At 53.5% G+C, this 19,298-nt stretch carries 13 protein-coding genes; 2 read left to right on the top strand and 11 right to left on the bottom strand.

What is annotated here, in order from left to right; all coding sequences use genetic code 11:
* Positions 1–160: 160 nt before the first annotated feature.
* Positions 161–2,158: a tetratricopeptide repeat protein gene (locus AVHM3334_RS04580; protein ID WP_284410036.1), complete on the top strand. Its 1,998-nt coding sequence runs from the start codon at positions 161–163 to the stop codon at positions 2,156–2,158.
* 18 nt (positions 2,159–2,176) lie between these two features.
* On the top strand, positions 2,177–4,018 hold the full coding sequence (locus AVHM3334_RS04575; RefSeq protein WP_502869853.1) for a glycosyltransferase: 1,842 nt from the start codon (positions 2,177–2,179) through the stop codon (positions 4,016–4,018).
* A gap of 11 nt (positions 4,019–4,029) precedes the next feature.
* On the opposite strand, the gene AVHM3334_RS04570 is transcribed toward AVHM3334_RS04575, so the two are convergent.
* From AVHM3334_RS04570 to AVHM3334_RS04520, 11 genes are all read right to left on the bottom strand, one after another.
* Positions 4,030–5,109: a glycosyltransferase gene (locus tag AVHM3334_RS04570; protein ID WP_284410035.1), complete on the bottom strand. Its 1,080-nt coding sequence runs from the start codon at positions 5,107–5,109 to the stop codon at positions 4,030–4,032.
* Positions 5,106–5,921 carry a glycosyltransferase family protein gene (locus AVHM3334_RS04565; protein WP_284410033.1) on the bottom strand — a complete coding sequence of 272 codons (816 nt, stop codon included), beginning with the start codon at positions 5,919–5,921 and terminating at the stop codon, positions 5,106–5,108. Before AVHM3334_RS04565 ends, AVHM3334_RS04570 begins: the two co-directional genes overlap by 4 nt.
* Before the next feature lie 331 nt (positions 5,922–6,252).
* Entirely contained in the window at positions 6,253–7,407 is a 1,155-nt protein-coding gene (locus AVHM3334_RS04560) for a glycosyltransferase (protein WP_284410031.1), read from the bottom strand.
* Positions 7,408–7,413: 6 nt separating this feature from the next.
* Positions 7,414–9,300 (bottom strand): asparagine synthase (glutamine-hydrolyzing), encoded by a 1,887-nt coding sequence (asnB, locus tag AVHM3334_RS04555; RefSeq protein ID WP_284410209.1) that lies wholly within the window; start codon positions 9,298–9,300, stop codon positions 7,414–7,416.
* Positions 9,301–9,305: 5 nt separating this feature from the next.
* On the bottom strand, positions 9,306–10,562 hold the full coding sequence (locus AVHM3334_RS04550) for a hypothetical protein (protein ID WP_284410030.1): 1,257 nt from the start codon (positions 10,560–10,562) through the stop codon (positions 9,306–9,308).
* Entirely contained in the window at positions 10,559–12,451 is a 1,893-nt protein-coding gene (gene asnB / locus AVHM3334_RS04545) for an asparagine synthase (glutamine-hydrolyzing) (RefSeq protein WP_284410028.1), read from the bottom strand. Before asnB (AVHM3334_RS04545) ends, AVHM3334_RS04550 begins: the two co-directional genes overlap by 4 nt.
* A gap of 2 nt (positions 12,452–12,453) precedes the next feature.
* The gene (locus tag AVHM3334_RS04540; protein WP_284410026.1) at positions 12,454–15,168 is read right to left on the bottom strand and encodes a glycosyltransferase; all 2,715 of its coding nucleotides are present in this window, start codon (positions 15,166–15,168) and stop codon (positions 12,454–12,456) included.
* A gap of 39 nt (positions 15,169–15,207) precedes the next feature.
* A complete protein-coding gene (locus AVHM3334_RS04535) occupies positions 15,208–16,170 on the bottom strand; it encodes an NAD-dependent epimerase/dehydratase family protein (protein WP_284410024.1) in 963 nt (320 codons plus the stop codon).
* Position 16,171: 1 nt separating this feature from the next.
* Positions 16,172–17,230, bottom strand: coding sequence for an NAD-dependent epimerase/dehydratase family protein (locus tag AVHM3334_RS04530; RefSeq protein ID WP_284410022.1), 1,059 nt, complete (start codon positions 17,228–17,230; stop codon positions 16,172–16,174).
* 3 nt (positions 17,231–17,233) lie between these two features.
* On the bottom strand, positions 17,234–18,166 hold the full coding sequence (locus AVHM3334_RS04525) for an NAD-dependent epimerase/dehydratase family protein (RefSeq protein WP_284410020.1): 933 nt from the start codon (positions 18,164–18,166) through the stop codon (positions 17,234–17,236).
* A 30-nt stretch (positions 18,167–18,196) separates the two neighbouring features.
* Positions 18,197–19,288 carry an acyltransferase family protein gene (locus tag AVHM3334_RS04520; protein WP_284410019.1) on the bottom strand — a complete coding sequence of 364 codons (1,092 nt, stop codon included), beginning with the start codon at positions 19,286–19,288 and terminating at the stop codon, positions 18,197–18,199.
* Positions 19,289–19,298: the final 10 nt, after the last annotated feature.

Raw genomic sequence — 19,298 nt, 5'->3', positions numbered from 1 at the left:
GGCCGCTGCCGACATTGCAGCAGGCCTTGCCAGGCAGCGATCGGCACAGAGGGGCGGCCACTGGCGGTGCATGCCGGTGCGAAAATTCCATCGCTTAGACTTCCGGGCTGTTTGCGCGCACCGCCAGCCGCCGCACCTGTCCACCTGCCCCTACCCGCCCATGGCCAAACCGTCTCTATCCCTTGCTGTTTTCGGCGCGGCCGTCCTTACGGCCGTGCTGGCCATCTACCTGCCCGGCTGGAACCATGCGTTGCTGTTCGACGATTTGCGGCTGACGGACGGCGCGATCTTCGGCAGCTACGGCAGCCTGCTGACCTTCAAGCAGCGGATGCTGTCATACGGCAGCTTCATCTGGGTGGATTCGCTGGCGGGGGCCGGCTGGGGCAAGCAGCGGCTTGTCAACATCGCGATGCATCTGGCCACCGTGGCGGCGCTGTACGCCCTGGTGCGCGACCTGCTGGCGCGCACGCGCTTTCCGGAAGAATTCGAATCGCAGCCGCATTTCGGCCTGTCGCGCCTGGCCGCGGTGCGGGTCGGGGTGGCGCTGTTTGCCGTCAATCCCATGGCGGTCTATGCCGTGGGCTATCTGGTGCAGCGCTCGATCGTCATGGCCACACTGTTCGCGGTGCTGGCCTGCTGGTGCTTCGTGCGGGGCCTCTCAGGTCGTGGCGTGCTCTGGTATGGCCTGGCCCTGCTGAGCTACGTGGCGGCCGTGCTGTCCAAGGAGCATGCGGTCATGATCGCCGCGATGAGCGTACCGCTGTACATCCATGTGCGCCGCCCCAGCTGGAAAACGGTCGCCACGCTGGCAGGCGCATCGGCCGCGATGATCGCGGTGGCCGCCGTGATCTTCTTCGGCATCTATGGCGAATTCATCGGCAAGCTGTTCGACCAGCGCTCGCTGGACTTCGCCCAACAGCTGGAGCGCCTGAGTCCCGGCATCACGCAGCGCATGTACCCGCTCAGCATCCTGAACGAAGCGGCGCTCTTCTTCGCCTACGGCTTCCTCTGGTTCGTCCCGAACGTGATGTGGATGTCGGTGGACTTGCGGCCGGCGTTTCCGCTGTCGTACCTGGCCTTCCCGCAGATTCTGGGCGTCGTCGGCTACGTGGCTCTTTGGGCAGGCGCCCTTTGGGCGGTGCTGCGCCGGCGCGGGGCTTTGAGCCTGGTGGGCGTGGCGCTGATGTTCCCTTTGATGCTGTACGTGACCGAGTTCGCCACCGTCTGGGTGCAGGATCCGTTCGTTCTGTATCGCAGCTACCTCTGGGCCATTGCAGTGCCAATGCTGCTCGCCATCGTGCTGACGGGGTTCAAGCCGAAGGCCATCTATGTGCTGGGCTGCATCGTGGGAATCGTCTTCGGCCTGCTGGCCTTCGAGCGCGTGCAGTCGCTGCGAGATGACTACTCAGCCTGGGGCGACGCCGCCGAAAAGATCGACCTGCAAGCCTCTCCGAGCGCGGTCGGCCGCTGGCGGCCGTTTTTGAACCTGGGCGCCTACCACCTGGACCGCGGCTCGGTGGCCGAGGCGCAGAAGAGCTTTGCCACCGCCGAAGCGCTCGGATCGCTGCAGGGCTCGGCGCGGTTCAACATCGGCGTGGCGCTGCAACAGCAAAAGAAACATGCCGAAGCGCTGACCGCATTCGCGGAGGCCGAAAAGCAGGGCTTTACCGACCTGCCGCTGTATTACCACCGAGGCGAATCCGCCTTCGCCCTGGGCCAATTCGCCATGGCGTACGACAGCTTCACCCAGGGCATGACGCGCGCTGCCGAAGGCGTTACCGACAAGGAAGTCGAGCGCATGCGGGAAGCCATGCGCATGCGCCGTGCAGAAGCCGCCATCGGCGCGCAGCGGTACGACGACGCCATCAGCGACTTCAGCACCCTGCTGAAAGCCACCCCCAACAACCAGCGCCTGATGCTGGGGCTGGGGATGGCACAGGTGGGCAAGGGCGACACGAAGGCCGCCATAACGCTGTTCGATCAGATCATTGCGCGCACCCCCAATGCGGCGCCGGCGTACTACGGACGGGCCATGGCCCACCGCGCCGCCGGCCGCCTGGACGACAGCCTGAAAGACATGGACCGAGCCATTGCGCTGGACCCGCGCAATCCGCAATATCCGCAGGTGCGGGCGCAAATCGCCGCCGCGAAGAAATAAGCGGGCAGCGAGACCACCGTGGCACTGCGCGTTCTGCATATCGGCAAATTCTTTCCGCCCTACCTGGGCGGCATGGAAGTGTTTCTGGCCGATCTGATCGAGGCGCAGCGGGCGCAAGGCATCGATGCATCGGCTTTGGTACACGGCACGCCCCTGCCGGACGACCCGCCCTGGCTGGAGCGGGTGCCGGTGCAGTTCAACCTGGTGTACGCCCCGATCGCGCTGGGTTTTCGCTCGGCGCTCGGGCGCGCCATCCGCCGCTTTCAGCCCGATGTGCTGCACCTGCATCTGCCGAACAATTCAGCGCTGTGGGCACTGACGCTGCCTGCCGCGCGCAAGGTGCCGTGCGTGGTGCATTGGCATTCGGACATCGTGGTGTCGGACATCAAACTGTCCGTGGCGCTGGCTTATTTTCTGTACCGCCCCTTCGAGCATGCCGTGCTCGACCGGGCCCAGCTGATTTTTGCCACCTCGCCCCCGTATTTGGAAGCCAGCAGAGCTTTGCAGCCCTGGCGCAGCAAGTGCGAGGTCATTCCCCTGGGCATCAACCTGCGCCAACCGCCGCCGCCAGCGGCCTTGCGCAGCGAGTTGCAATGGCGGCCGGACACCCAGTTGCGGCTGCTGTCCATCGGGCGCCTGACCTATTACAAAGGATTCGAGACGCTGATCAAGGCGGTGCAAGCGATGCCCGGCGTCGAGCTGGTGATCGCCGGCGAAGGCGAATTGCGGGCCCCATTGGAATCGCTCATTCGCGACACCACGCCTGCAGGCCGCGAGCCCGCCGTGCGCCTGGTCGGGTCGGTGCTGGATGCCGAAAAACACGCACTGCTGGAACGCTGCGACGTCTTCTGCCTCGCATCGCGAGAGCGCACGGAGGCCTTCGGCATCGTGTTGCTCGAAGCCATGATGCACAAGCGCCCTTGCGTGGTGACGGACCTGCCCGGTTCCGGAATGCCTTGGGTCGTCGCGCATGCCCATGCCGGACTGCATGTGCCCATCGAAGACGTGGAGAGCTGGCGCAGCACCCTTGCCCGCCTGCAGCACGACACCCGTCTGCGAGCCCAGTTCGGCGAGGCGGGCCACCAGGCGTTGCTCAAGTATTTCGACATTGCGCAGTGCGAGCGTGCCTTGGCGCACCAGTACCAATACCTGGCCCTTGGCAGCACGCCGGCCGCGCCCAACCCGCGCGTGCTGGTGGTGATTTCCACACGCAATCACGCGGCTGGCATCCAGCACCTCATCCAGCGCGTGCGGTCGCTGGTGGGCGCCGACGTGCTGGTGGTGGACAACCGCAGCACCGATGGCACCTGCCATCTGGCAGAGAGCACGGGCGCCACCGTGCTGCGCCCGCTGCTGGCAATGACCACCTGGGGCAGCCTGCAGACAGGGCTTCGCTACGGGCTGGCGCGCGGGTACGACGCGGTGATCACCATCGATGCGGAAGGCCGTTACGAGGTGGAAGAGATTCCAAGCCTGCTGTCCCGACGCCAGGAAGGCGATGTGGTGGTGAGCCATTTTTCCACACGGACCAGTTGGGCCCGCCGACTGGCCTGGAGATGGTTCCGGTTTCTGACGGGTTTTGCACTGCACGATTTCGTGTCGGGCTTTCGGCTCTACAACCACAAGGCCCTTGAAGTGGCTGCCTCTACCGAAGCGACCTTGCTGGACTATCAGGACATCGGCACCTTGTTGCTGATGCGGCGCCAGGGCCTTCGCATCAAGGAAATCGTCTTGCCCATGCACACCGCAAAATTGGACCGCTCGAAGATTTTCCAGTCGTGGGCCAACGCCCTGCGCTACGTGGCGGTGTCATCGCTGCTGTGCATCGCCCACTGGCGCGGCCACCGCTCGACGGAGTGACCCACAGCTTCCTATCGCAGGACGGATGCCATCCGAGCGATGAAAGCCTCTTCCGTGAATTGCTGAGCGCGCTGCAGGCATAGCGCCGACAAAGGTGCGCCGTGCATCTGCTCGATCTGCGTCACGGCTTCCACCACAGCATCCGGGGTGGGGCTGGGTGCAAGGAGCACGCCGGTATTTCCGGGCACCACCGTCTCCAAAAGTCCCCCCTCGGCCACGCCGATCACCGGTTTGCCTGCAGCCATGGCCTCCACCGGCGACATGCCGAAGTCCTCATCCACTGGCAGATAGATCACACAGCGGGCATTGCCCACCCAACGCCGCAGCGACTCATCGGTCTGCCAGCCAGTGAAGCGGATATTGGGCGCATCTGCCGCGATTGCTTTCAACCGTTCCAGCTCAGGGCCGCCCGACAACACCACCAGCGAGCGGGTCGGCATCTTCAGAAACGCCTGCACGATCACATCCACACGCTTATTGGGCACCAGCCGGGCTGTGGAGAGGTAATAGCCGTCGTCGCCCAGCCATCGAAAATGCTGTGTCGCCACCGGGGGGTAGATCACCTCTGCGTCCAACCCCGTGTGACGTCGAAGCCGTTCACGCACGTTTTCCGAGTTCACGAAAATCCGGTCCATCCGGCCAATTGCCGCTTCGTACTGCTTTCGGAACCAGCGCACGAATACCGCGTAGAACGGGCGGAGCCAGAACGGAAAGCCCGCCAGTGTGCTGTCGTACAGGTCGTAGGCGAAACGGGGAATCGTGTGGCAATAGTAGAGGCGCCGGCCGGATCGCTGGTGGTAAACCGCCAAGGGCGCATAGAAGCCGCTGTAGAGCACGGTTTGTGCATCGTGCAACCGCCCGGCCCGGAACCGGAAGCACCACATGCTTTCCAGGATGCGCGGAAGGCAAGTGGACCAACCACCCCGCAGTTCCTGCACTTCGGCAGTGGAGCTATCCAGCAGCGGTTGGGCGTCTGGGTAGCAACGGCTGACCAGCGTCTGAAAGTCCGGGAAGCCCTCGGCCAGCGTGAGCGTGACGCGCTCCGCACCTCCCGCCACCTGCATGAAATCGTAGAGAAGGTAGTTCTTCACGCGAGCAGCACCTCTAACCGGGCCAGCATCGTTTGTGCCCGAGCATTCCAGTCGTGGGCTTGCACGAAGTCTTTCGCGAAGTCCGCAGTGCGGGCCTGCGCCTGCTCACGGGCTTGAACGATGGCACGGGCGAATGTCACCGCATCACTGCCATAGCAGGCCAGATCGCCCATTCCATGACGCAGCGCGCCCAGGTCGGTGCTGGCTACGCCCAATCCGGCTGCAATGTACTCATAGAACTTCAACGGGCGCTCGACATAGCGCATGCGTCCATCGGCCTCGCAAAAGGGGATCAGGCCGACTTCATGGCTTTGCAGAACTGAGGGCAGCTCTGCTCGGCCCACAGTGCCACGCCATCGAAGATTGGCGGGCCATTCCTGCCGAGTCGGCACGCCGGGTGAATACACCGAGAACGTCCAATCGGGCAGCAACCTTGCGGCCTGACACAACAAGCCGATATCCAGCCAAGCCGTCAGCCCGCCAACATAGACCGCGCTGCGCGGCTGCCGCGCTACAGGGCGGTGGGTGTCAGGCATCAAAAGCCGGGCCTCCACTCCATTGGGGAGGTGCACCACCTCACCCGGCGGATTCAGCGCACGCGCATATTCGGCCAGGGGTTCAGAGACGGCCCACACTTCATCGAAACCGGGGCCGCCCACCATGGATTCGAGTGCCTGGATGACCACCGGATGCAGATCGTGAGCGAACCCTTGCGGCCAGTCGTTGAGCCGGCAGACCTTGGCGCGGGCCGTGATCTGGTGCATCAGCAACATGTTGGGGGCCACATCGGCAATGCAGGCGTCGAAAGTCACATCGCGCAGGGGCGCCGGACACCGTTGCCCGTACGCCGCCAACTGCCAGGGCCAGCGCAAAAAAAGCCGATGCGCAGGAAACATCGACTGCAGACTCCATTCGGTAAGGCCCGAAGAAATGCGCGCCGAGCGCTGCCTCAACCCATGCCTCCACGCCCGGCCCAACCTGGCATGGCGCTGGCGGCCCACCACGTCAACGGGGGACGAGAGCGTGGGCACATAGTCCACCGACCAACCCGCCGCCGCCAACGCTTGCGCCAAATGCTGCGAACCTACCTTGGTGCCGCCGTCAATGAACGACTGGGTGCCTAAAACCAGAGCACGCATGGCGTCAGTGGACCGTGGCGGAGCGGCAAGCCAGCAAGCTGCTGACCTCATCACGAAGCCATTGGCGGGTGGCCGCTGCATTGAAGCGATGGCTGGCAGCGTCCGAAGCGCGCTTCATGGCATCGATGTCCTGAGGGGTGAGTCGCGACAGATGAGCAGCCAGGTCTGCCGCTTCGAAACTGCGGCTGACCACGCCACAGCCCAATTCCGTCACCAGGGCCTGCATTTCGGGCGAAGGTCCGATGGCAATGGCCAGGCGTGCCTGCATGAATTCAAAGAACTTGTTGGGCAACGCGTGCAGGTAATTGAAATTGGTGGGCGGCAACAGGAACAGGCCGACGTCATAGCTGTTGGTGTGCGCCGCAATATCGCGCATGGGCACGGGCGGAATGAAACGGATGCGCGCATGCCGGGCAGCCCGTTGCCTTAAGGTGGCGAGGTATGCCGGATCTTGCTCCATCAGCATCAGGTCGAGGCTGAAACGATCGTCCAGATGGTCCATGAGATCGATCATCACCTCGATCTTGCGGGAGGCAATGGCGGCACCATGGTGGATCAGCCGAATGCGGTCTGCGCGCGTCGGCTGCACGGGCAAAGCCTGGGGCTCCGGGCAATTGGGCATGACGGACACGGGCACGCCGTAGCACCGCTCGTACTCGCGCGCGATGCCTGCGCACACAGTGCTCATGCGCGCCACGCGTGGCAGCGCGTCACGGCAAGTAGCATCGAAGAAAGGTCCCAGCAACATGCGCCATGCCCAAAGGTCCTCGAATTCGCGGGGGGCGTATTCGTGCGCGTCGAGCCACACAGGCGCATTGCCCGCAAGCCGCAGCGCTATCGGCAAGGCCATCACATCGTTGGCCAGTACCAAGTCGAATCGAAAGGGGAGTTGCGCCGCAGCCCTCTCCAGCCCTCGGATCTGAGGGTGCTGCCAGTAATAGGCGTCGTAGCGCCGAAAAAGCAAACGGAGCGCATTGCGCAAAACCACCACGGGGCCCGCACGCGGCTGATCCACGGGGATGAAATGCCGGACTCCGGGCGGGCATGCGCCAAAGCCCATCACATGGACTTCATGCGCCTCTTCCAGCGCCTCGTACTGGCGCATTACGCGGGGATCGGAGGCAATGGGCGAAAGCGACAACAACAGCAGGCGGGCCACAGCGAATCAACCTGCGAAATGCTGCGCGTGCCAGCGTGTGAAGTTGATCCAGCGCCACACTTGCCAACTGAACGGACGCTGCCCTGCAACGACCTGATCGAACGCCTTCAGCACTTCGTCCTGGCGGAAGAACGGCAAATTCAACGGATACCTTAACCACTCCCGCACCTGTGGCGCCATCTGCAGAAGCCATGCTTGCTCGGGCGTGGCAAAACCGATTTTGTCGCGGCGATCGAGAATCTCGTCCGGCACGAGACCACGCATGGCGCGGCGCAGCAGGTGCTTGGTTTCGCCCTGAGGCGACACCAAATATTCCTCAGGCAGCGTCAGTAAAAAGTCGGCCAGCTCCGTCGTCAGAAAAGGCACGCGGCTTTCTACCGAGAAACGCATGGAATTGCGGTCGCCGTGGCGAAGCAGTCCAGGCAGGCCGACGCCATGCAGCGAGCGAGCCAACTCTGCCACCAGCCGACGGCCTGGGGCAGTCTGGGTGGGTACTTCGCGTGGAAAACGCAGCGCCACATCGGCGTCGCCCAACACGCGACCGTCCAGCCAGGGCGGACAAGCATCGGCACCGTTTATGCGGCGCAGCGCTTGGTAGGCGGAATCGCTGGTGTATTCAGCCACTGCCGCTTTCAAGCCTTCGAGCCCTGCCCTGCCCGGCCAGCGCCCCCACTCACGCAAGAATGCGGCGGCACCTGCCCACTGGCCATCATCCAGCAGGCTGTGCACACGCGGACCTGGATAGCCCACGTAGCCTCCGCACAGTTCATCAGCCCCTTGGCCATCGAGTGTCACGGTCACACCATGCTCTCGTGCCAATTGAAACACCCGGTATTGGGCATAAATGCTGGTACTGCCGAAGGGTTCGCCTTGGGTGGCAATCATGTCATCCAGGTCGGCAACCAACTCGCTGGGCTGAATGAACACCTTGTGGGCAGTAGCACCTGTTTCAGTGTTCACCTGATCCACCCATTGCTCTTCAGAGACCGCGCTGCCCGAAGCGATGAAGCTGAACGTGTGGATCGGCGCATCGGGCTCCAGGTGGCGCATGCAACCGACGATGGCGGACGAATCCACGCCCCCAGATAGAGCGGCCCCCAGCGGCACATCGCTGCGCAGATGCAGCCGTACGCTATCGAGAAGCCGGTTTCTTAGAGCTTCCGCCGCGTCATCGAATGACAAACGCGGCGCTACTGCGATGGTGGGTCGCCACCATGTGCGAAGCGTCATTTGTCGCGACTCAAACGAATAACGAAAACATTGACCGGGAGGTAAAGCCAAAACGTCCCGGAAAAAAGTTCGCTCACCGGTTTCGTAACGGCCATGAACTAAATAATCGTAGGAAGTCTGCCAGTCGAGCTCAGCGGGATGAGGAAGCATGGCCAGCAAAGCGGGCACTTCCGAGGCAAACGCCAATCCTTCACCATCTGCGCGGTAATACAGCGGCTTGATTCCAAAAGCATCGCGTGCGCCATGCAGATCGCCTGTGCGTCGATCCAGAAGTACGAAGGCAAACATGCCCACAAAGCGCGGCAATGCTGCCTCGCCCCATTCAATCCAAGCCTGAAGCAACACCTCGGTGTCAGACGCTGAACGGAACTGGCGACCCAGAGCTTCCAACGCTTGGCGCAGCTCCCGGTAGTTGTAGATTTCACCGTTGAAGACCAGCAGAAACCGACCATCTGAACTGGTCATGGGTTGGTGGGCAGCCTCCGTCAGATCAATGACACTCAGGCGCGTGTGACCCAACACCACGCCGTGATTAGGGCCCTGCCAGATTTCAACGCCCTGATCGTCGGGACCACGCCTGCGAAGGCAAGCCAAGGCGGGCGCCAAATGGCTCTGTAGCGCTGCCGCAGGGCGATGGGAAATCAGTCCAGCAATACCGCACATAAAGATTACTTTGAATGCAGCTTTGCCCAAAGCCGGTTGACACCGTCATTGAAAGGGCGGCGCAAGGCCCACGGGATCGAATGCCATACGGCCAGCAAAGGTCCCGGCGCCGGAGGCAGCCGGGATTTCCTCACAGGATGTTCGGTGATTTCTGCGGGCAACCCAGAAGGCGAGCCGCTGCGCTGAGCAGGCTCGCATGACTGGATCAATGCATCGTACTCAGCGATGAACTTCTGATAGGTATAACGGCCGGACTGAACAACATCAAAGTAGGCTTTGTCTGTCAATCGGTCCAGCAAAGCGTCGTCGGACACAGCAACTATTACTTCGTCAACATTGGAAAAATCTTTGCGCAAAGGGATGTAGTGGACCCATGGTTGCAAGATTCCGGAATACCTTCCCTCAAAGAGAATCAATGCCGTGCGGAAAGCGATTGCTTCAAAAAAACGGGGAGAAATTTGATTCATGATGGGTTGTTCGTCCCCCCAACCCATCCGCTGCTTGAACTCCCCGTAACTCAATTCCGGATTTTCAGCGAGTGCCTCGTTAACTGCTTTACGCAGGCTGCCGTCAAAATCAAATCGATTGGCACCACTCTCAGTCCCCAGAGTGGCTTTGCAATTCATCAGGAAACGAGGCCAATCGCTGCCATAGATACGCTTTTCTTCATCCCATTCGATGTCGCAAGGAATACCGCGATTTTTGCAGTCGAGTTGCATACCCTTTGCAATCTCCAGCTTTTCTTGACCAAGATCCCCGTAAAAATACGGCAATGCCCGTCCTCTATAACCAATGGTAATGGGCCTATTTATTGCTGAGGGAGGTGAGGATGTCTCTTGAATCTGCTCAGGACAATAACCGGTCAACGTGGTGACAAAGCGGACATTGGGAAAACGTGCGGATGGGTAAATTTCTTCCCTGTGCAAGGGCGGAACGCAAGTAAAAACTATTGAAACACCTAATTCATCAATAGTTCCCCAAACATTAGATGTCAGATCATACTCATCTTGAGCAAATAATATTTTTTGCCCTGAATGCTTCGAAATTTTTAACCTGAGCGCAGCTGAGATATGCCCAAAAGCCACCCTCGCGCTGTAATGAATCAAAATTATTTCAAAAACAGCAAAGTCAAATTGCACATCGTGCAATCCCGCGTGCATGTAAAAATGATTGTTTTTCGAGTATTTTTTAAAGGCGCAAAGATGTTCAAAAACCGTATTGGTATAGGTTTCAAAGTGGTCGTAAATAATCAGAACATTCATGCGTCAATGAATTGATTTTGCCAAAGCTCCAAGCTTAGTAACGCCCACAAGTTCCGCCCATAAACAGATTGAGAGTTGAGAACCTGATCAACAGTGAATCCATCGTTTAAATACGAACGCTGGCGCGCACGTGCGCTCCCCAACACATCACCAATATAATCTCGAGCCGGCCCACCTTTTGAAAGCCATAGATTCAATGGAACAGGAAATCCCATTTTATCTTTACGATTTTTTATCTCGGACGGAAGTAAGTCAGAGAAAACAGATTTCAGTAGGCGCTTCAGCTCCCCATCGCGAAATTTAACATCTGCAGGGATGGTCGCGGCGAACTCAACCAGTGGATGGTCCAAGAATGGAACACGTGCTTCGACACCATGCGCCATACTCATGCGATCCTCGACTTGCAGTAGCGCTGGCAACAAAGTTTTAAAGTCGAAGTGTGTCATCGCATCGAAATATGAACCACTCCCGACATTTTCCCCCTTAAATATCTGCGCAAATTCAGAGTAAGTAGCAGCGTGATCGATCACCCCTGGAGATAATATCGAACCAAACGTATTTGACCGATTGACAAGTCGCCAGTATCGAGCATCCCGTTCGCCAAAAAGACCTTCAGCCAAAAATTCCTGCATCATTGGCTGATATTGCCGCAATGTTTGCAGACTAGGAATTATCGATTCATAGGTAACGACAAAATTCCCATCGTGCAAGGTACCTTCGATAGCGCCCTTAATGCATTGCTCAAAATAAGCAATGAGATATCGAGCATAGCCACCAAAAATCTCGTCCCCTCCTTGACCGCCCAGCACCACCTTTACATGTTCTGCCACCTTTTTGGAAACCATGTATTGAGGAAATGCCCCGGGTCCGGCAACAGGCTGATCCAAATGCCATATCACATTGGAAATGTTTTTGACGAAATCCATTTCTCCAATATCCGCAATATGCAATTGCATATTTTGCTCAGCAGCTAGTGCGCTAGCATACTCTGACTCATCAAATCGATTTCCTTCAAGGAAACGACCATTAAAGGCTGAAAAATTCTTTTGGGAACTGAATTTCCTGGCCATCGCCGCTAGTAAACTTGAGTCAACTCCACCACTAACATAACTCCCAATTTCAACATCAGCTCTTAGATGAATTTTTACGGAGTCCTCGAGCAAATCTCGCAGTTTAGCTTCAAACCATTTAGCTGTATGATCATAATCGATCTCATATTGCACTTCCCAGTACCTTTCGAATACAGGAGGTAGACCAGGAGTCAATATGGCCGAATGAGCAGCCGGCACTTGATATACACCAGATATTAAAGTCTTTTCACCCAAACAAAATTGAAATGTGAAATAATCAGATATCGCAGAAGAAGATAATTCTCGACGTGAAATAAAAGGCAATAAAGCTTTTGCCTCAGACGCAAATAAGAACTTATCGCCTTGTTGAGTCCAATACAACGGTTTTATACCAAAACGATCCCGAGCTATAAATAATTTTTTATCTTTTGCATCCCAAATTGCGAAAGCAAACATGCCACGCAGACGAGTGGTACATGCTATGCCCCATTTCCTATATGCTTCTAAAATAACTTCAGTATCAGAGTGCGTTGAAAAGCAATCTGTTCCAAGTTCTTCGCGGAGTTCTATATAGTTGTATATCTCGCCGTTGAATACTATGGTAAAGCGCCCATCTCTACTATGCATCGGTTGAGCACCCGCTTCAACATCAATGATAGAGAGACGGACGTGTCCTAAACCTGCCTTTCCAGACGTTGAAGCCCAGACTCCACTCCCGTCAGGACCGCGATGTCTAATTCTCTCTAGCCCTATTTCCACGTCGGAAATCAGCTGACTAGTAGAAGCCTGCTTTTGCAGGACGCCAAAAATTCCACACATAGCTAAACACCTAAAATTCTTTTCAATATGGGAGCAACTGGATCACGAACACGTAATGGCAATGCCAACCAGAAAGGCATTAAGCTGCGTAAAAATTTTCTTTCCAATACCTCAACAGCTTGAACACATTTCACCTTATTTGACTCTTCAATTGACCCGCTTAGGGAAGCTGTAAAAATTTCAACTCGCTTTGTCGGCTTTAGAATTAAATTGTCAAGCGCCTCATACAAATTAGCAGAAGCGTTCTGCCAATTGAATTTCTTTTCGTGAAACAATTTTCCAGCTTTTCCCATTTCCCGACGAGCAACACCGTCCGATCCAAATTCAGCAATTGCGTTCAATAAAGATTTTTTATTAGAAAAATCGACAACCAATCCCGATTTAGCCTCTCGAATAACATTCGCAACAAAAGATGTGTTATTTGCCAAAATAGGAATTTCTGCCGCCATATATTGAGAAAGCTTATTTGGACAGCAATGGGCATAGTTATATCCGTGTGCCTTATACGGAATAATTCCTACATCAGCGGCACTTGCCATTTCTACCAGTTGGCCTTCTGAAACTGCATCCGGGAAAAAAATTCGGCTTTCAAAAAGCCCTGTACTTTTTGCCAGATTAATCATCTCAGTTTTGAAACTGTTAGCTGGTCCACGAAGAATTAAATTAGCGCTGGGGTCAGTTTCCACCCAAATACTAATTAACTCTTCTAAACCTCTGTGTGGCGCAAAAGATCCTTGAAATAAGAAGTTGCAAATCTCATTACCGATTATTTTTGCCCGAAATTTCTGATCAGAAGAGTTTTTCAACGGCTCGCAATTAGGAACCACACGAAAATTCAAGCCGTAACTTTTTTCAAATACTTCTTTTAAACCTGGGGAAACTGTAGAACGATCCGTAGTGTATTTGATTAAGTTCTTTTCCAAATCCAACCAAAACTCTTGCTCACTTTGAAATTGCCTAGTGTCAGAAGCAGGCCAATATTCATGAGCATCATAGTGAACTGGAATATTTTCAATGGCGCCATAAAGCACTGCAGCGGGCAAGGTTACCAAGTCTGTAGCAATTAGACATTGCACATTGCTGGTAGCCAAACACGACTCTAACAAACCAGTATTAATTTCTAATACAAATCTCAAATACCATCTGAAATCGTTAAGTCTTTTTGCATTATCAGGCATTCCCATAAACTTGGCTAACTCAGAATCAGAAGAGCTAGCCAATTTTTCAATTCGTGTCATTTGAAACAGCGCATTAGTACCTGCACTGCTTCCTGACAGAAGACGTTGCCATTTTAAGAACAACTGAGATGTGAACTTGATCCTTGGAGTAGATATTTTCTTGGATCCATCTTCGTGAGTAACGACTGAGAAGTTTAACTCCCCGTCCCTCAATATATCGACAACATGAATTAACATGTTATCAGGCGCATATTTTTCTACCCAGTCGATACGAGGGTCAATTTGAGCTGGATGACTACAAAGCAGCATCACCTGCTTTTTCTCATTTTCAGATACTGATAGCTGAGAGATATCAGCCTCGACTGAAAGCAATTCCTCTATGCACTTATCCAGCATTGCAACGAATCCCTCTATCCAGAAGGATGGATTCATCACAATATCTTTATGCGCTTGCTCTGTAATTTCCATAACTGCAGCATCGTTCTGCAGGAATGAAATAACTTCTAATATATTAGAATGGTCTCGCGCCAATTCTAAATAATGGATTCCAGGTAAAAATATTCCGGAATACTCACCTGGGTATAGCAATTGAAGTGTTCTGGTGGCAGCCGCCTCGAAATGCCTAGGTGAAATTTGATTGTAATTTACCGTCCCCTCAAGGTCGACAATATATTTTAGATAACTTTCCGCATAATCAGCGTCTTCTCGAAAAACGCCTAGTGTTTGCTCCGCTAAAGTACATTTACTTTTCAGAGATCCATCTATATCAAAAACACTTGCCCCAGATTCAGCACCTAAAGTAGCCTTGCAATTTCCTAAAAAATCAAACCAAGCATCAGTTCCTAATCGATCTTCCCATTTGCTCGAAATATCCAATCGAATATTTGCAACCCCATTCAAATCACATATAACTTTTTCACCGATAGATCGCTTTTCATATGCCAACCTTCCGAATGAGAGTGGTTGAATTGAGCCTCGATACCCTATAGTTATTTCCCGCTGATTGAGAGGTTTCGCATTGATAGCTCGCAAAGTTGGCGTCACATAGCCAGTGAACATTCGTTGAAATTTAACTTCTCCAACAACGTCTTTAGGATAAATCTTTTCAATTTCTGAGGATGGTAGACATGTCAGAATCAGGTCAAACCTTGTCTGCCCCACATATTCTGCAAGTTCACGAAATTTATGATTTTCGTCCTGCTTTAATAAAATTTTTAAGCCGTTAAAGTCTTTGAGCTTTATTGACAATCTGGCATCCAGCACGCGCAAATTTACGACATCATAAGAAATGGAATTATGAATGATAATTCCAGAAAACTCAGACAAATTAATATTTGAGGGAAGGGAATTAATGCCCGCCGGATCCCTGCACTCAAATATATTGGCAACAACAACCGGAAAAGCAGATAGCTTTTGAATATATGCAATTATTTCAGGCACCGTAGAAATACCTGCTGGATCATAATAACAAACCAACAGAAACTTCTTCTTATTTTTTTTCCGTTGGTCAAATATAAAACCAGGCTGTTCAATCATCATCCCCCCTCATTTTCTTGGGACGAATCCCATTCATTCAAATCAAAGCTGGCAAAGGTTTATTAATCCCCGATGCAAGGGAATCGACGCCTCAAAATTTAGATCTTGCTTAGCTTTATCAGTGGACCCGATTCGATTTTTAACGAATGGGCGGTTTACATTTTGGAAAATCGCAGGTGGGGCATACGGGAAGACACCTTGTAGCATAAGATTCAACTCTTTAATGCTTGTCTTAATGCCGGTCCCGACGTTATAACAGCGCATTCCAGCCTCAGCTTGCATCGCGAGAATATTAGCGCGCGCGCAATCACGCACATCCACAAAATCGTAAGATTGAGAGCCGTCACCATGAATAACAGGTGCCTCCCCCTCTTTTAAAGAATTGATCATCCGCGTGACTACGCCAATATAGGCACCCTTATCATCTTGGCGCGGCCCATATACGTTCATATACCTGAGCCCAACATAACTCAAGTTTTTATCACGGCTGGCAGGACGGCGATATAAAGCCTTCAGAAGATACTCACCACACACTTTAGTTGCGCCGTAGAATTCTTCGCAATTAAACGGATGACTTTCATCCATCGGTTCAAAAACTGCATCCCCATATACCGACGCTGAAGAAGAATAAACCAGCCGGCGAATTCCATTTGAAATGCAGGCTTCGGCAACATTCATCGTGCCACCAACATTGACTTCAAACGCAGAACGTGGATATTCATTACAGTGCAACAGCCATAACGCTGCCAAATGGAATACTCCATCAATACCACGCATTGCAGCATTTAAAGTATCCCGATGCAAAATATCCCCTCCACTGGGGAATATTTCACAACGAGGATCCTTCAAAGCTTCATCAAGATTCGAAAGGCGCCCCCTGGACAGGTTGTCATAAATCCTGACGTGTGCAGCTCCGGCGCTGAGTAACTGCTCTACCAGATGAGAACCTATAAACCCAGCACCACCAATCACGAGGAACGAGTGGCCTTTTATTGGCAGTGACATGTCAGTGTTGGCTAATCATTTTTTGGTGCTTCGCCATGCAAAGCTTGATCATTTCGGCATTGTTTTGCGTCCATTCGACCGTGCGGCGAAGACCTTCTCGTATGTCCACTTGGGCTTCGAAACCCAAATGTTCGCGGGCTTTGTCCGTTGAGGCAAAACGTTTACCGGATCGATCCCAATCTCTGGCAGGCCGTAAATCAAGAGGTGTTTTATTGCCTGTGAATTCATTAATCCAAGTAGCTAGTTCGAGAATCGTGGTTTCACGACCGGTAGCCAGGTTATAAATTTCACCCTTCTGTCCGTTGAGAGCGCATGCCATCAATCCGCGCGCCATGTCTTCCACGAATATAAAGTCACGACTAGCGTTGCCGCCATTGTCCAAAGGCAATGCCTCTTGTTGCAACGACCGCCACACAAACGTGGGGGCTACGTTGCGCCATACGGTATGGGCAGTGCCACGCCATTGACCAGCGCCCAAGATTTCTCTTGGCCCATACACATTGGAAAATCGAGCTTTCACGAACGGCAATTCTGCTCGTTGGAAAAAATAGTTTCCATACAACTCACCAATGATCTTGGAGATCGAATAGGGGCTGTCATGGTAGAGCGTGACAGGTTGATCTTCCGTCGTGGCAGAAGCGACGTCATAAGTCTTTTCTGCGACCGCACAAGCTGCGGCTGCGTAAACCACTTTCTTCAGCGCTTTGATGGCAGACAAGCGCTGAAACAGCTTCAAACTGGTCAGCGTATTGTTTTCGTGGTCTGCCAACGGATTGGCGATGGAAGATTGGTTACCGTGATAGCAAGCCAAGTGGAATGCGTAATCAAGGTTCTCGGGCAACGATGACAGGATCTGATCGTCGGTAATCGACCCAAATACAAAGCGCACGCGAGGGTCGGCTGGAATATTGCTTGCCTCTGATGAAAGCAAGTTGTCCACGACGATGATTTCTCGTGGATCTTGTTGCAGGATTGCGTGGGTCAGATTACTGCCCACGAAGCCTGCGCCCCCAACGATCAGCACGCGTTGACCAGAAAACGTAGCGGAATTCACATTCATGATTTAAGCAGCGGTGGGCGGTTTGAGGTGGCTAAAGACGTCGTTGACTCCATGCTGGTCATACCACTGCAGTTGCCGCTGAATGGTTTGCTCAAAGTCGAGCTGGCACTTCCAACCAAAGTCCGCTTCTGTTTTGCTCGCGTCAAGGCAAACCACAGGAACATCGTCTGCCAACGGTGCCACCACAGGCACTTCTGTCGGATCAAGTCCCAAATAACGCTCTACTGCGCGGAAGATCTCCAAGATCGTGTGCGCTTCGCCGCTCGACACGTTGTAGACACCGACCGGGGCATCTTGCTGAATGGCCAAGTCCATGAATCGCAGGAAATCCTGCATGTCCAGAAAATCCCTGGCGGTATCTGAGCAAAAGCACTTCTGCCCAGCCTTGAGCCTTTTATAAAAGGTAGGGATGGGGCCGATCGCGAGGCGAGGGCCAGTCACATTCGCAATGCGAAGAGACAGCGAAGGCACCTTGCTCATCAGCATGAACTGCTCGCCGGCCGTTTTGCTGATGCCATAGCTGGTAAAGGGCGCGCAACGCTCCTGCGTCGAGATGGGCAATGATGTAGGGCGGCCGTAGCAAAGCGCAGTCTGAAAATTCACAAGCCGTTTGACTTGATGACGTTCACTGGCGCGCGCCACGGCAATGCTGCCATTGACGTTGGTGTTCGCGTCCTCTCGCCAGTCCTCAGGATCTTTGTACGCAGCAGCGGCGTGAATGACGATCTCTGGCGCAAACGCGTCGAATGTCTTGTCCACCCAGGCCGCATCAGCGATATGGCCTTCATGCACTTGAAGACCTTCGACCGTCGGCACAACTTCCCGCTTGCCCGTGGCGAAATTGTCCAGCACGGCGATTTGGTGCCCCTTTGGCAACCAATGTTCAATAAGGTTGGAGCCTAAACAGCCGGCTCCTCCTGTAATCAAAATACGCATACTATTTTCCTTGTCTCACATCTTAATATTTTAAGCCGAATTAAAAGCCAGACGTTTTCCAAAAATATCGACCGGTCGTTCCAAAATAAAATAACAACCTATTCCGCACAATATTGTCAGGAGCAGTGTTTGTAACCACCCATATCCAGACACTAAAAAAAACACACTAACTGGAGCGTGAATTGCATAGAGGCTGTATCCTGCCCTCCCAAGCATCGATAGCGGATTTTTCCATACTACCGCCTCATCCAACTTAATTACAACTGAAGCAATCAATATAGCAAAAACCAGCTTGCGCAATTCTGCAGCAACAGCACTTTCATAAAATACTGAAAATACCGATAGAATTAGCCAAGAACAAAAAACCAGAGCCCACCGAGCCTTAAACAGTTTTCTATAATTCGGAACAATTGAGACCGCCCCAACCCACCAGTACGGCAAAAAAGCCAACGCCGAACTATTTTGCCACCAATTATAGGCAGTGGGATATTTTGTATTATTTGAAGCCACAAAAATTCCCACTACAATAGAAATCACCAGCAATACTCTAAGCCAATATTCTGGAATTTTCCAAAAAACTAAAGCATAAAAAATATAAAGAGCCAACTCCACCATTACCGTCAATGAGGGAGCATTTCCTAAAAAGTCGCAAGGATGAGCAATAGGAAATAGCGCAGGAATTAAAAGGAGTTTTGCAGCCAAGCACTCACCTTTGATTTCAGAAGTTCCAGTCAAAGCAGAAGCCAATCCTCCGTTAATATTCGAAGAAACTCCAAATAAATATACTCCAAGAATTGTCGCCAGAAAAAATACAGGGACAATTCTGAAAAATCTTCGAATTAAAAATACTTTTAATCCCGAGCTAGACCGTAAACCATTGCGATGAATGCAATACCCACTAAGAACAATAAATGCCAGGACAAAAGGGTTAAGTTCGCCATGTTTTTGGAAGACAAATATTAAAGCCCTTCCAACCACTAAAAGGCTAGAAGGGACATCCTTATGAGCCAAATCCGACCAAAAAACAAGATGGGCAAAAAGCAAAACGGCGAGAGCGCACACTCCACGCATCAAATCTATGCCCTCTGAACGTCCACTAATTTTTGGCGGATTTAGAATCATTAAAAATGTT

Origin of the sequence: Acidovorax sp. SUPP3334, from assembly GCF_030159055.1 — a bacterium.
Taxonomy (GTDB): Bacteria; Pseudomonadota; Gammaproteobacteria; order Burkholderiales; family Burkholderiaceae_C; genus Paracidovorax.
Note: the sequence above shows the minus strand (reverse complement) of the source record. Positions and strands in the feature narration are given on the sequence as shown.

Bases quoted from the DNA above. Each gene is read 5' to 3' on its own strand.
- AVHM3334_RS04550 (WP_284410030.1), bottom strand. From the start codon at position 10,562: ATGAATGTTCTGATTATTTACGACCACTTTGAAACCTATACCAATACG.
- asnB (WP_284410209.1), bottom strand. From the start codon at position 9,300: ATGTGCGGTATTGCTGGACTGATTTCCCATCGCCCTGCGGCAGCGCTA.
- AVHM3334_RS04535 (WP_284410024.1), bottom strand. From the start codon at position 16,170: ATGTCACTGCCAATAAAAGGCCACTCGTTCCTCGTGATTGGTGGTGCT.
- AVHM3334_RS04525 (WP_284410020.1), bottom strand. From the start codon at position 18,166: ATGCGTATTTTGATTACAGGAGGAGCCGGCTGTTTAGGCTCCAACCTT.
- AVHM3334_RS04520 (WP_284410019.1), bottom strand. From the start codon at position 19,288: ATGATTCTAAATCCGCCAAAAATTAGTGGACGTTCAGAGGGCATAGAT.
- AVHM3334_RS04580 (WP_284410036.1), top strand. From the start codon at position 161: ATGGCCAAACCGTCTCTATCCCTTGCTGTTTTCGGCGCGGCCGTCCTT.
- AVHM3334_RS04540 (WP_284410026.1), bottom strand. From the start codon at position 15,168: ATGATGATTGAACAGCCTGGTTTTATATTTGACCAACGGAAAAAAAAT.
- asnB (WP_284410028.1), bottom strand. From the start codon at position 12,451: ATGTGTGGAATTTTTGGCGTCCTGCAAAAGCAGGCTTCTACTAGTCAG.
- AVHM3334_RS04530 (WP_284410022.1), bottom strand. From the start codon at position 17,230: ATGAATGTGAATTCCGCTACGTTTTCTGGTCAACGCGTGCTGATCGTT.